General features: G+C 68.0%; 12 protein-coding genes. 6 read left to right on the top strand and 6 right to left on the bottom strand.

Translation table 11 applies throughout. From position 1 onward, the window contains the following. From M6E97_RS03500 to M6E97_RS03515, 4 genes are read left to right on the top strand one after another with little or no spacing between them, the layout of a single operon-like run. Positions 1–798 (top strand): enoyl-CoA hydratase, encoded by a 798-nt coding sequence (locus M6E97_RS03500; protein WP_021265152.1) that lies wholly within the window; start codon positions 1–3, stop codon positions 796–798. Beyond that, positions 795–2,327, top strand: coding sequence for a 3-hydroxyacyl-CoA dehydrogenase (locus M6E97_RS03505; protein WP_033938403.1), 1,533 nt, complete (start codon positions 795–797; stop codon positions 2,325–2,327). Before M6E97_RS03500 ends, M6E97_RS03505 begins: the two co-directional genes overlap by 4 nt. 22 nt (positions 2,328–2,349) lie before the next feature. Then, complete coding sequence (locus tag M6E97_RS03510) at positions 2,350–3,555, top strand: 3-oxoadipyl-CoA thiolase (RefSeq protein WP_003109714.1); 1,206 nt, start codon at positions 2,350–2,352, stop codon at positions 3,553–3,555. Positions 3,556–3,607: 52 nt separating this feature from the next. Next, positions 3,608–4,858, top strand: a complete 1,251-nt coding sequence (locus M6E97_RS03515; RefSeq protein ID WP_034005032.1) for an OprD family porin — start codon at positions 3,608–3,610, stop codon at positions 4,856–4,858. A gap of 5 nt (positions 4,859–4,863) precedes the next feature. Here the strand turns inward: M6E97_RS03515 and metR are convergent, their stop codons facing one another. Continuing rightward, the gene (metR, locus tag M6E97_RS03520; protein ID WP_003092181.1) at positions 4,864–5,784 is read right to left on the bottom strand and encodes a transcriptional regulator MetR; all 921 of its coding nucleotides are present in this window, start codon (positions 5,782–5,784) and stop codon (positions 4,864–4,866) included. A 298-nt stretch (positions 5,785–6,082) separates the two neighbouring features. Here metR and M6E97_RS03525 point away from each other — a divergent pair, with 298 nt between their 5' ends. Beyond that, positions 6,083–7,069 (top strand): alpha/beta fold hydrolase, encoded by a 987-nt coding sequence (locus tag M6E97_RS03525; protein WP_003098462.1) that lies wholly within the window; start codon positions 6,083–6,085, stop codon positions 7,067–7,069. A 16-nt stretch (positions 7,070–7,085) separates the two neighbouring features. Here the strand turns inward: M6E97_RS03525 and M6E97_RS03530 are convergent, their stop codons facing one another. The 5 genes from M6E97_RS03530 to glpF form a co-directional block, all read right to left on the bottom strand. Beyond that, positions 7,086–7,415, bottom strand: a complete 330-nt coding sequence (locus tag M6E97_RS03530; protein WP_003119370.1) for a GlpM family protein — start codon at positions 7,413–7,415, stop codon at positions 7,086–7,088. A 132-nt stretch (positions 7,416–7,547) separates the two neighbouring features. Further along, positions 7,548–9,086 carry a glycerol-3-phosphate dehydrogenase gene (glpD, locus tag M6E97_RS03535; protein WP_003129991.1) on the bottom strand — a complete coding sequence of 513 codons (1,539 nt, stop codon included), beginning with the start codon at positions 9,084–9,086 and terminating at the stop codon, positions 7,548–7,550. A gap of 277 nt (positions 9,087–9,363) precedes the next feature. Further along, positions 9,364–10,119 carry a DeoR/GlpR family transcriptional regulator gene (locus M6E97_RS03540; RefSeq protein ID WP_003092173.1) on the bottom strand — a complete coding sequence of 252 codons (756 nt, stop codon included), beginning with the start codon at positions 10,117–10,119 and terminating at the stop codon, positions 9,364–9,366. A gap of 205 nt (positions 10,120–10,324) precedes the next feature. Beyond that, complete coding sequence (gene glpK, locus M6E97_RS03545) at positions 10,325–11,842, bottom strand: glycerol kinase GlpK (protein WP_003092168.1); 1,518 nt, start codon at positions 11,840–11,842, stop codon at positions 10,325–10,327. Positions 11,843–11,881: 39 nt separating this feature from the next. After that, positions 11,882–12,721 (bottom strand): glycerol uptake facilitator protein GlpF, encoded by an 840-nt coding sequence (gene glpF / locus M6E97_RS03550; RefSeq protein WP_033938406.1) that lies wholly within the window; start codon positions 12,719–12,721, stop codon positions 11,882–11,884. A gap of 264 nt (positions 12,722–12,985) precedes the next feature. Between glpF and ybaK the strand changes: the two genes are divergently transcribed. After that, positions 12,986–13,456: a Cys-tRNA(Pro) deacylase gene (gene ybaK / locus M6E97_RS03555; protein ID WP_003098459.1), complete on the top strand. Its 471-nt coding sequence runs from the start codon at positions 12,986–12,988 to the stop codon at positions 13,454–13,456. The last annotated feature ends 33 nt before the right edge of the window (positions 13,457–13,489 follow it).

Below are 13,489 nucleotides of genomic sequence, written 5' to 3' on the forward strand. Positions count from 1 at the left end.
ATGGATTCCTCCCCTGGGGCGGTGAGCCCCGAACTCGTGCTGCTGGAGCGGCCGGAGCAGGGCGTGGCCCTGTTGCGACTGAACCGCCCGGCAGTGCTCAACGCCCTGAACATGCGCCTGCGCGAGGCTCTGGCGGAGCACGTACGGCGCCTCGACGAGTGCGCCGATACCCGGGTCATCGTCCTCACCGGAAATGGCACGGCGTTCGCCGCCGGCGCCGATCTCAACGAACTGGCGGAGGCGTCCGCGCTGGAGATCCAGCAGCGCGGGGTGGAGCGCCACTGGCAGGCGCTCGCCACCTGCCGCAAGCCGCTGATCGCCGCCGTGGAGGGCTATGCCCTGGGCGGAGGCTGCGAGTTGGCGATGCACTGCGACCTGATCGTCGCCGGTGCCTCGGCGCGCTTCGCCCAGCCGGAAGTTCGTGTCGGCGTGATGCCCGGCGCCGGCGGCACCCAGCGCCTGGTGCGAGCGGTGGGCAAGTTCCAGGCGCTGCGCATGCTGTTTACCGGTTGCACGGTACGGGCGCCGGAGGCCCTGGCCATAGGGTTGGTCAGCGAGGTGGCGGCGGATGGCCAGGCATTGGATCGCGCCCTCGAACTGGCTCGCCAGATCGCCGGCCTGCCGCCGCTGGCGCTGGCGCAGATCAAGGAAGTGGTCCTGGCCGGCGCCGACCTGCCGCTGGACCAGGCCCTGGCGCTGGAGCGCAAGGCCTTCCAGTTGCTGTTCGACAGCCACGACCAGAAGGAGGGCATGCGTGCCTTCCTGGAAAAACGCACAGCGGAGTACCTGGGAAAATGAGCGAGCCACCGATCGTTCTCATCGGTATCGTCGGTACCGGTGCCATGGGCCAGGGCATCGCCCAGCTCGCTGCCTGTGCCGGGCTGTCGGTGCTGCTCTACGACAGCCGCCAGGGGGCGGCGCTGCAAGCGCGCGAGCAGATCGCCACGGTCCTTGCCCGGCAGGTGGAGCGGGGCCGGCTGGAGGCGGAGGCTGCCGCGCGCGCGATGGGCAATCTGCGGGTGGTCGAGGACTTGCGGGTCCTACGCGGCTGCCAGTTGGTGATCGAGGCGATCGTCGAGAACCTGGAGGCCAAGCAGGCGTTGTTCCGCCAATTGGAAGAGGTGGTCGGCGACGAAGCGATCCTCGCCAGCAATACCTCCTCGCTGTCGGTTACCGCGATCGCCTCGGCCTGTCGCGATCCCGGCCGGGTCGCCGGTCTGCACTTCTTCAATCCGGTGCCGCTGATGCGTCTGGTGGAGGTGATCGACGGTCTCGCCACCCGCACCGGCATCGCCGAGCGACTGTGCGCCCTGGTGGCGACCTTCGGCCACCAGGCGGTGCGTGCCACGGACAGCCCCGGCTTCATCGTCAACCATGCCGGACGGGCCTTCGGCACCGAGGCGCTGCGTATCCTCGGCGAGGGCGTGGCGCCGGTGGCGGCGATCGACGAAGTCCTGCGCGAGGGCGCCGGCTTCCGCATGGGCCCGTTCGAGCTGTTCGACCTGGTCGGGTTGGACGTCAGCCTGCCGGTGATGGAGTCGATCTACCGGCAGTACTACGAAGAGCCGCGTTATCGTCCGCATCCCTTGCTGCGCGAGATGCTCGCCGCCGGCCGCCTGGGGCGCAAGAGCGGCCAGGGCTTCTACCGCTACGACGGCGCTGGGCAGGTGCCCGTCGCCGCCCCGGCGGTTGCGCCAGGCGCGGCGTTGCCGCCGGTGTGGCTGGGCGTCGACGACGAACATGACCGCGCGCCATTGCTGACGTTGCTACAACGTCTGGGCGCCGAGGTGGAGAGCGGCGAGCGTCCTTCCGGGGCGGCGTTGTGCCTGCTTGCGCCACTGGGCGCCGACGTCAGCGCCGCAGCGCGGCGGTTCGCCGTCGATCCGACGCGCAGCCTGGCCATCGACGTGCTGTCGGACCTGGAGCGACACCGCTGCCTGATGGCCTGCCCGGCGACCCGAGCGGAGCTGCAGCAGGCCGCTCGCACCCTGTTCGCACGGGACGGCGTGGGCGTCACGCTGATTCGCGACAGCGCCGGGTTCATCGTCCAGCGCACCCTCGCCTCGATCGTCAATCTCGCCTGTGACATCGCCCAGCAGGGTATCGCTTCGGTGGAGCACATCGACCTGGCGGTGCGCCTCGGTCTCGGCTATCCGCTGGGGCCGCTGGAGTGGGGCGACCGAATGGGCGCCGGGCGCGTGCTGCGCATCCTCGAACGCCTGCATGCGCTCAGCGGCGACCCGCGCTATCGCCCCAGTCCCTGGCTGCGCCGGCGCGCCCAACTGGGCCTTTCCCTGCGCCAGCCGGACAGCCCGTTGGCCTCCTGATCCCTTCGCGGAGAAACACACCATGCTCGATGCCTATATCTACGCCGGCCTGCGTACGCCTTTCGGCCGGCATGCCGGTGCACTCTCGACGGTGCGTCCGGACGACCTGGCCGGCCTGCTGCTGGCGCGTCTCGCGGAAACCTCCGGGTTCGCCGTCGACGACCTGGAGGATGTGATCCTCGGTTGCACCAACCAGGCTGGCGAAGACAGCCGCAACCTGGCGCGCAACGCGCTGCTCGCAGCCGGCCTGCCGGCGCGGCTGCCCGGGCAGACGGTCAACCGCTTGTGTGCCAGCGGACTGTCGGCGGTGATCGACGCGGCGCGCGCGATCAGTTGCGGCGAGGGCCGGCTGTACCTGGCCGGCGGCGCCGAAAGCATGTCCCGGGCGCCGTTCGTCATGGCCAAGGCGGAGAGCGCCTTCAGCCGCACGCTGGAGGTCTTCGACAGCACCATCGGCGCGCGCTTCGCCAACCCCAGGCTGGTCGAGCGCTATGGCAACGACAGCATGCCGGAGACCGGCGACAACGTGGCCCGCGCCTTCGGCATCGCCCGCGAGGACGCCGACCGTTTCGCCGCTTCTTCCCAGGCGCGCTACCAGGCTGCGCTGGAGGAGGGCTTTTTCCTCGGCGAGATCCTTCCGGTGGAGGTGCGTGCCGGACGCAAGGGCGAGACGCGGCTGGTGGAGCGCGACGAGCATCCGCGGCCGCAGGCCGACCTGGCGGCCCTGGCGCGCTTGCCGGCGTTGTTCGCCGGCGGGGTAGTGACCGCCGGCAATGCCTCGGGGATCAACGACGGGGCGGCGGTAGTGCTGCTGGGCGACCGCGCGATCGGCGAGCGCGAGGGCATCCGGCCGCTGGCGCGGATCCTCGCCAGCGCCAGCGTCGGCGTCGAGCCCCGGCTGATGGGCATCGGCCCGCAGCAGGCGATCCTCCGCGCGCTGCAACGCGCCGGCATCGACCTGGACGAGGTCGGCCTGATCGAGATCAACGAAGCCTTCGCGCCGCAAGTCCTGGCCTGCCTGAAGTTGCTCGGCCTGGACTACGAGGACCCGCGGGTCAATCCCCATGGCGGCGCCATCGCCCTCGGCCATCCGCTCGGCGCCTCCGGTGCGCGCCTGGTGCTCACCGCCGCCCGCGGGCTGCAACGCATCGAGCGGCGCTACGCGGTGGTCAGCCTGTGCGTCGGGCTCGGCCAGGGCGTGGCGATGGTGATCGAGCGCTGCCGATGAGACACCGTTCCCCCTAGAAAAAGAGGCGCCCAGGCGCCCGTCCGGAGTGCGTATGAACAACAACAAGAAATGCGCGTTTTTCCTGCTGCCGATCCTTGCCGGCGATAGCGTTCCCGCCCTGGCCGAGGGCTTCCTCGAAGACTCGCGGGCCAGCCTGGCCTTGCGCAACTTCTACATGAACCGCGACTTCCGCGATGGCGTGGGGCGTGCGAAAAGCGAGGAGTGGGCCCAGGGCTTTCTCTTCGACTACCGCTCGGGCTATACCGAGGGCACCCTCGGCGTGGGTCTCGACCTGCTGGGCAAGCTCGGCGTCCGGCTCGATTCCGGCGCGGGGCGTAGCGGCACCGGCCTGCTTCCGCTTCGCGACGATGGCAGCGCGGCGGGCGACTACGCGCGGCTGGACGCGACCGCCAAGCTGCGCCTGTCGCGCAGCGAGCTGAAGGTCGGCGGCCTGGTGCCGAAGCTACCGACCATCCAGCCCAACTACGGGCGGCTATTCCCCCAGGTGTTCCAGGGCGCGCTGCTGACTTCCGGCGAACTGAGCGGACTGAGCCTGAACCTGGGACGGCTGACCGAGGTCAGCCAGCGCAACGAGGCGGGCACCAGCGACCTGGCGCTGTTCAACCGCAACCGGCGTTTCGCCGGCGCGGCGCAGGCGGACCGTTTCGACCTGGCTGGCCTGGACTACCGTATCACCCCGGACTGGACCGGCAGCTACCACTATGGCGAACTGGAGCAGGTCTACGCCCAGCATTTCCTCGGTCTCAAGGGGCGCATCGGCGTCGCCGCGGATAGCCTGGAGAGCGACTTGCGCCTGGCGCTCAGCCGGGATACCGGCGGCGCTCGCGGCGGGCGCATCGACAACCGTTCCTTCAGCGGGTCGCTCACCTACCGCCTGCGCAACGGCCAGGCCTTCGGCCTGGGCTACCAGCGGATGAGCGGCGACCACGGTTTCCCTTACCTGGAGGGGACCGATCCGTACCTGGTCAATTTCGGCCAGTACAACGACTTCGCCGAGGCTGGCGAGTCCTCCTGGCAACTGCGCTACGACTGCGACTTCGCGTCGCTCGGGGTGCCCGGCCTGAGCCTGATGACGCGCTATTTCAGCGGCCACGGCGCGAAACCGAAGGGCGCCGACGGCAGTCGCGAGTGGGAACGCGACAGCGACCTGCGCTATGTGTTGCAGGGCGGTCCGCTGAAGGGACTGGGGCTGGTCTGGCGCAACGCAACCTACCGTTCGGCCTTCAGCCGCGACATCGACGAGAACCGCCTGTACCTGACCTATGAGCTGCCGCTGTTCTGAGTCGCTCAGCCCTTGGCGGCGCTGACCCCTTCGAGGGTGGCGAAGGAGGTGTCCTTGGCGGTGAGCAGGAAGTCGCGCATGAATGGCGCATCGAACATGTCCGTGCGGATGGCGGCGAAGAGCGTGCAGTACAGGCCCTTTTCACCGAGGCGCCGGGCCGTCACGTAGCCGCGCGAGCTGTACTCGTGCAGGGCCCAGTTCGGCAGGCAGCAGACGCCGCGACCGGAGGCCACCAGTTGCATCATCATCACGGTCAGCTCGGCTATGCGCACCTGCGCCGGCTCCACGTCGGCGGGGTCGAGGAAGCGGGTGAAGACGTCGAGACGGTCGCGTTCCACCGGATAGGTGATCAGGGTTTCCCGCTCCAGATCCTCCGGGACGACGTACGGCCGGCCAGCCAGGGCATGCTGGTTGGCCACCGCCAGCAGCGCTTCGTAGGTGAACAGTGGCACGTAGGTGATGCCGGGCAACTCGACCGGGTCGGCGGTCACCACCAGGTCGAGGTCACCGCGGGCCAGGGCCGGCAGCGGCGCGAAGGAGAAGCCCGAGGCCAGGTCCAGTTCGACTTCCGGCCAGGCGTCGCGGAACTGGTCGATGGTCGGCATCAGCCACTGGAAGCAACTGTGGCATTCGATGGCCATGTGCAGGCGTCCGGCGGTACCGCCGGCGAGCCGCGCCAGGTCGCGCTCGGCGGTGCGCAGTTGGGGCAGCAGCGAGTCGGCCAGTTGCAGCAGGCGCAGCCCGGCGCTGGTGAAGCGTACCGGCTTGGTCTTGCGCACGAACAACTGCATGCCCAGGCGCTCTTCCAGTTCCTTGAACTGGTGCGACAGCGCCGACTGGGTAAGGTGCAGGCGCTCGGCGGCTTCCACCAGGCTGTCGGCTTCGCGCAGCGCGTGCAGGGTCTTGAGGTGGCGAAGTTCGAGCATGGCGGCCTCTGTATGAGCAAAACTTGATAGCGGTGCGGATTCGTTGAGTTTGTCTCATACGCCAGGGGCTGTCGACAAGCGATGGCCTCGATCCCGCAGAGCGCGCGATCGTGGAGCGACGGGGAGAATAGCCCGGCACACGGGACGGCGGCCCGGAGCAGCGGCGCAACGCCGCAGAGCCACAACGCCACGACCGCCTGGCGGCATTCATCAAACTGTCACGCTACTGTGGCAGCGCGCTGGACGAAATTTAATCAGAATCGCGCTCCACTGGGGTTTTGCGTTCTGGGTTTTCTTCATGCGTGCTTTCATCTTCCTGGCCGCCTTGTTGTGCAGCCTCTCCTCCTTTGCGGCGGCGCGTTGCGACGCACGCGTACCTACCGAGACGGTCGAACTGGGCGACGTGCGCCTGGCCTACCAGAGCATCGGCCGCGACAGCGATCCGGCCCTGCTGCTGGTGATGGGCCTGGGCGGGCAACTGATCCACTGGCCGGACGAGGTGGTCAGCGCCCTGTGCGAGCAAGGCTTCCGGGTGATCCGCTACGACAACCGCGACGTCGGCCTGTCGGCCTGGAACGTGCCGGTGCCCAGCTCGCGGCTGACCTACGAAGTGGTGCGTTATCGCCTCGGCCTGCCGGTCAGCGCGCCCTATACCCTCACCGACATGGCCGGCGATGCCCTGCATCTGCTCGACGCGCTGGATATCCCCCAGGCCCATGTGCTCGGCGCCAGCATGGGCGGGATGATCGCCCAGCACATCGCCGACATGGCGCCGCAGCGCCTGCTCAGCCTGACCCTGGTGATGACCAGCTCCGGCGCCGAAGGCCTGCCGGCGCCCAGCGAGTCGCTGCTGCGCCTGCTGGCGCGGCGCGAGGCGGCCAGCCGCGAGCAGGCGGTCGAGCAGCAGGCCGACCTGCTGGCGGCGCTGGGCAGCCCGGAAGTGCGCGACGATCGCCAGCAACTTCTGTTGCAGGCCGCACGTTCCTACGACCGCGCGTTCAACCCGGAAGGCGTGCAGCGGCAATTGCTGGCAATCCTCGCCGAACCCAGCCGGGTGCCGCTGCTGAACCGTCTGCAGGTGCCGACCCTGGTGATCCATGGCACCGCCGATCCGCTGCTGCCGGTGATGCACGGCGTGCACGTGGCGGCGCATATCCGTGGCTCGGAGCTGAAGCTGATCCCCGGTCTCGCCCATCGCTTCCAGGAAGCCTTCAAGGAGCCGTTGCTGGCGGCGGTGGTGCCTTACCTGAAGGCCCATCGGCAGGCCAGCGTCGTCCAGCTCTGAAGCCGCGCTCGCGGTCTCAGGCGTGCAGGCGTACCCAGAGGCCCACCAGCACGCTTGCCGCCACCAGCCAGGCCAGCGCCGCCAGGGCCAGCGAGGTCTCCAGGCGGAAGCGCTCGACCAGCAGGTAGAGCGCGGCGAGATAGACGAAGTAGGGGATGATCGACCACATGCCGAAGACGATGGTGGTCTTCAGGTCGTCCAGCGAACGGCCCTTGCCGACGATGTAGTGGGCAATCAGGGCGAAGGTGGGAAACAGCGGCACCAGGCCGGCGATGTAGTAGTTGCGGGTCTTCGACAGGACGGCGAGGAGCACGACCACGGCGGCGCCGATCAGCGCCTTGAACATCAGGTCCACGGGATTCTCGACTGCGGCGGCGCCACCGGCTTGGTGGCGTCGCGCATTATGCCCGGATCGTCCCGTACCCTTCCATAACGAACGAGGCCCGCAAAAGCGGGCCTCGACGTTTCTGGCTGGCGATCAGGCCGCATGCACCCGCGGGCGATGCGGATGCTCGCTCTGCAGGTACTGGCCGAGGCGCACCTGCTGGCTCGGCGAGAGGAACAGGCCGAGCTTGCTGCGGCGCCAGAGGATGTCCTCGGCGTCCTGGGCCCACTCGTGCTTGCACAGGTAGTCCACTTCGCGGGCATACAGGCCGCCGCCCAGGTGCTCGCCAAGATCGGCTTCGCCATTGACCCCGTCCAGCAGGCGCCACACCCGGGTGCCGTAGGTGCGCGCCCAGCGCAGCGCCAGTTCGCGGTCGAGCCAGGCGTAGCGGTTGGCCAGTTGCTCGGTGAGCGCCTCGACGCTCTGCATCTGCTCGCCGCCCGGCAGCGGTGCCTTGGCGGTCCAGGTCGGGCCGAGATTGGCGAAGAACGGCTGGAGCTGCGCCAGCGCCGATTCGGCCAGCTTGCGGTAGGTGGTCAGCTTGCCGCCGAACACCGAGAGCAGCGGCGGCTCGCCGTTGCCGGCGGAGAGCGACAGGGTGTAGTCGCGGGTGATCGCCGAAGGCTCGTCGGACTCGTCGTCGCACAGCGGACGCACGCCGGCGAAGCTGTGCAGGATGTCGGCGGCCGCGAGTTGCTGCTTGAAGTGGGCGTTCACCACTTGCAGCAGGTAGGCGGTTTCCTCTTCGCTGATCGCCACCTTGGCCGGGTCGCCCTGGTACTCGCGATCGGTGGTGCCGATCATGGTGAAACGGTCCAGATAGGGGATGGCGAAGACGATGCGGCGGTCTTCGTTCTGCAGGATGTAGGCGTGCTCGCCTTCGTACAGCTTCGGCACGATGATGTGGCTGCCCTGGATCAGGCGGATACCGTAGGGCGACTTCTGTTTCAGGTCGTCCTGGATGAAGCGCGCCACCCAGGGGCCGGCGGCGTTCACCAGGGCGCGGGCGCGGATCGAATACAGGCTGCCGTCGCTGCGCTCCAGGTGCAGGTGCCAGAGTCCCTTGCTGCGACGGGCGCTGACGCAGCGGGTGCGGGTATGGACGTGGGCGCCGTGCTCGCGGGCGGAGATCGCGTTGAGCACCACCAGGCGCGCATCGTCCACCGCGCAGTCGGAGTACTCGAAGCCACGGCGGATCTCGGCCTTCAGCGGGCTGCTGCCGGTGAAGCGCAGGCCGCGCGAGGCGGGAAGCTTCTCGCGCTTGCCGAGGTGATCGTAGAGGAACAGGCCGGCGCGGATCATCCAGGCCGGGCGCAGGTGCGGACGGTGCGGCAGGACGAAGCGCAGCGGCTTGACGATGTGCGGCGCCTTGGCCAGCAGGACCTCGCGCTCGGCCAGGGCTTCGCGGACCAGGCGGAATTCGTAGTGTTCGAGGTAGCGCAGGCCGCCGTGGATCAGCTTGCTGCTGGCCGAGGAGGTGTGCTGGGCCAGGTCGTGCTGTTCGCAAAGGAACACGGACAGGCCGCGCCCGGCTGCGTCGGCGGCGATCCCTACACCGTTGATGCCACCGCCGACCACGGCGACATCGTAGACTTCGGCGAGTGGAGCGGAGGGGGTGTGCGCTTGACTCATGTGAAAGGCCCTGAAGTCGAAAGTGAACGTAGTTTTGTTCGAATTCGAAAATAGCTTAGTCGATTGCGCAGTTATTGACCAGCCCGATTCACCAGGCTTTTTCAATTTCGAAGGGTTGCCCGGGCGCTACCGGTTTGCCCGTCCGCGCGGGAACAGCCCCTCTTCCGCATGCGGGAAAGCGGCCGCCGAGGATCGCGGCGCATGGATGGGGGCGGCAGGTGGTTTTTCTGAAACGAACATTCACGGCGCCGAACGGCGCCGTGGCAGGGGAAATGCCTCAGACCAGGTCCAGGTGAACCTTGTGCTGTGCCATCAGGCGGGCGATGGCGGCGGGCGGCGGGCTGTCGCTGATGACCCGGTTGACCAGCGAGATCGGTCCCAGGCGGACCACCGCGTTGCGCCCGAACTTGCTCGAGTCGGCGGCCAGGAACACTTGCCGCGCGTTGTCGATGATCGCCTGGGATACGCGCACTTCCTGGTAGTCGAAGTCGAGCAGGCTGCCATCCTCGTCGATGCCGCTGATGCCGACCAGGGCGAAGTCGACGCGGAACTGCTGGATGAAGTCCACCGCGGCCTGGCCGACGATGCCGCCGTCGCTGCGTACGGTGCCGCCGGCGACCAGCACTTCGAAGTCTTCCTTGGCGCTGAGGGTGGCGGCCACGTGCAGGTTGTTGGTGATGATCTTCAGATTGCGGTGGTTGAGCAGGGCGCGGGCGATGGCCTCGGTGGTGGTGCCGATGTTGATGAACAGCGAGGCGTTGTCCGGCACCAGGCTGGCCACGGCTTCGGCGATGCGCTGCTTCTCGTCGCGCATCTGGTCGGCGCGCATGGTGTAGGCGGTGTTCTCGATGCTCGAATCGTAGGCCGCACCGCCGTGGTAGCGGCGCAGCAGTCCCTGTTCGGCGAGCTGGTTGATGTCGCGGCGGATGGTCTGCGGGGTGACCGCGAACATCTGCGCCATCTCCTCGATGCTCAGGTAACCGCGCTCGCGGACCTCCTCGATGATGCTTTGCTGTCGGGGGGGCAGGTTCATGGGTTGTTCTCGTGCTGCCGGGCCGGGACCCTGGAAAGTCGCCAAGAATGCCGCACGCGGGGGGCCGTTGTCAGCCGTGCATGAGTCGTAGAGGGCGCCGCGGCGGCACCCGGCCGCCGCGCGCAAACGTTACCCAGGGCATGCCAGAGCGGCGCCGGGGAACACGCCATTCGCCGCATCGCGGCGGACGAATGGCGCCAGTTCGTCACAGTTCGCCGTCGTCCCAGCCGCGAGTGCGCTCCACTGCTTTCTTCCAGCCGGCATAGAGCTTTTCGCGCCGGGGCTCGTCGCACTCCGGCTCGAACACCCGCTCGATCACCGCCTTGCTCTTCAGCTCGTCGAGGCTGCTCCAGAAGCCGCAGGCCAGGCCGGCCAGGTAGGCGGCGCCGAGGGCGGTGGTCTCGCGCATCACCGGACGTTCCACGCGGGTGCCGAGGATGTCGGCCTGGAACTGCATGAGGAAGTTGTTGGCCACCGCCCCGCCGTCGACGCGCAGAGCGCGCAGGCGTTCGCCGGCATCGCGCTGCATGGCGTCGAGCACGTCGCGGGTCTGGTAGGCGATGGATTCCAGGGTGGCGCGGATCAGGTGGTCGGCCTTGACTCCACGGGTCAGGCCGAACACTGCGCCGCGCGCATAGGGGTCCCAATAGGGCGCGCCGAGTCCGGTGAAGGCCGGTACCAGGTAGACGCCGTTGCTGTCCTTGACCTTGGTGGCGAAGTATTCGGAATCGAAGGAGTCGTTGATCACCTTCAGTTCGTCGCGCAACCACTGCACCGTGGAGCCGCCGTTGAACACCGCGCCCTCCAGGGCGTAGCCGACCTCGCCGCGCGGACCGCAGGCGATGGTGGTGAGCAGGCCATGGGTGGACTTCACCGCCTTGTCGCCGGTGTGCATCAGCAGGAAGCAGCCGGTGCCGTAGGTGTTCTTCGCCTGGCCCGGTTCCACGCACATCTGGCCGAACAGGGCGGCCTGCTGGTCGCCGGCGATCCCGGCGATCGGCAGCTCGCCGCCGCCGACCCCGCCGATCCGGGCGTTGCCGTAGACCTCCGAAGAGTTGCGCACCTCGGGCAGCATCGAGCGGGGAATGTCGAGCACCTCGAGCATCCGTGCGTCCCAGTCGAGGCTGTGGATGTTGAACAGCATGGTCCGCGAGGCATTGGTGTAGTCGGTGACGTGGACCTTGCCTTCGGTGAGCTTCCAGATCAGCCAGGTGTCGATGGTGCCGAACAACAGGTCGCCGTTGCGCGCGCGTTCGCGGGCGCCTTCGACGTTGTCGAGGATCCACTTCAGCTTGGTCCCGGAAAAGTACGGGTCGGTGACCAGACCGGTGGTTTCGCGGATGTAGTCTTCCAGCCCGTCGCGCTTGAGCTGCGCGCAGATCGCCGCGCTGCGCCGGCACTGCCAGACGATGGCGTTGTGGATCGGCCGACCGCTGTGACGGTCCCAGACCACCGTGGTCTCGCGCTGGTTGGTGATGCCGATGGCGGCCACCTGGTCGTGCTCGATGCTGGCCTGGGCGAGGGCCTCGACCAGGGTCGAACTCTGCGTGGCCCAGATTTCCATCGGGTCGTGCTCGACCCAGCCGGCCTGCGGATAGAACTGGGCGAACTCGCGCTGGGCCTGGCTGACCACGTTGGCATCGCGGTCGAAGACGATGGCGCGGGAGCTGGTGGTGCCCTGGTCCAGGGCGACGACGTATTTCTTGTTGTGCTTGTCGGTCATGGCTGTGGCCTTGTGGCTATGGCAGGAAAGAGCGGGCGGTCAGGAAGCGCGAACCTTCTCCGGCTCGGCTTCGGCGGGCGCCGCGGCGCTCGGCAGATGGCGCGCGATCAGTACACGATAGCCGCCGGCGCCGAGGCAGGCACCGAGGATCGGGGCGAAGATCGGCACCAGGAAGTAGGGAATCTCGCGGCCGCCGGTGAAGGCGATGGGCCCCCAGCCGGCCAGGTAGGTCATCAGCTTGGGGCCGAAGTCGCGCGCCGGGTTCATCGCGAAACCGGTCAGCGGGCCCATGGCGCTGCCGATCACGGCGATCAGCAGGCCGATCAGCAGCGGCGCCAACGGACCGCGCGGCAGGCCGTTGCCGTCGTCGGTAAGAGCCATGATCACCGCCATGAGGATGGCGGTGATCACCACTTCGACGAGGAACGCCTGGCCGACCGACAGCGCCGGGTACGGATAGGTGGAGAACACCGAGGCCAGGGCCAGGCTGTCCTGGCTGCCGCGGACGATGTTCTGCGCCTGTTCGAACTCGATGAACAGGCTGCTGTAGAGGGTGTAGACCAGCGCTGCGGCGCAGAACGCACCGGCCACCTGGGCGGTGATGTAGAACGGCAGCTTGCGCCCCTCGAAGCCGGCGAACAGCCATAGCGCGATGCTCACCGCCGGGTTCAGGTGGGCGCCGGAGACGCCGGCGCTGAGGTAGATCGCCATGCTCACGCCGACCCCCCAGATGATGCTGATTTCCCATAGGCCGAAGCTGGCGCCGGCGACCTTCAGGGCCGCGACGCAACCAGTGCCGAAGAAGATGAGGAGGGCGGTGCCGAGGAACTCGGCCAGGCATTGGCCGAACAGGGACGGGGTCGGGGCGGCGGTGGTCATGGGGCCTCTCTTGTCTGTTCTTGTAATTATGGCGGGCAGCCGTGAAAATTGTTCAGTTTCGAAAAAATATATTCACAAAGGAATGCTGTCAAAGCGCGAAGATGAACGTTTGTCCGAAAAACGACCCTCCGGTTTCGTTTTCGCGGCCAATCGAATATCGCTACCGAGGCACGCGGGCCGCGGCATCGGCGCCCGTGCAGCAGGGGCGGCGATGGCTTAAGGTAGGCGCCGGTTTTCAGCCAACGTTCTTCTCCGGGAGTGACCATGACCCCTGCCATCGACCTGCTGAAAAAGGCCCGCGCCGCGCACAAGGTGCTCAGCTACAGCCACGACCCCAAGGCACCTTCCTATGGCCTGGAGGCCGCGGAAAAGCTCGGCCTGGACCCGCAGCGGGTGTTCAAGACGCTGCTCGCCGCCACGGAGAAGGGCGAGCTGCTGGTGGCGGTGGTACCGGTGATCGGCAGTCTCGACCTGAAGGCCCTGGCCCATGCGGCGGGGGCGAAGAAGGCCGACATGGCCGATCCGCAGGCGGCGCAGCGGGCCACCGGCTACCTGGTGGGCGGGATCAGCCCGCTGGGGCAGAAGAAGCGCCTGCGTACCTTCATCGATGAAAGCGCGCGGCAGTACCCGAGCATCCATGTCAGCGCAGGACGGCGCGGGCTGGAAGTGGAGCTGGCGGCCGAGGTGCTGGCCCAGCTGACCCAGGGTTCGTTCGCCGCCATCGGCCGCGAATGAGCCGCTAATCCCGCCGGCCTAGCGGTCGGCATT

It is taken from the genome of Pseudomonas sp. B111, from assembly GCF_026428275.1.
Taxonomy (GTDB): Bacteria; Pseudomonadota; Gammaproteobacteria; order Pseudomonadales; family Pseudomonadaceae; genus Pseudomonas; species Pseudomonas aeruginosa.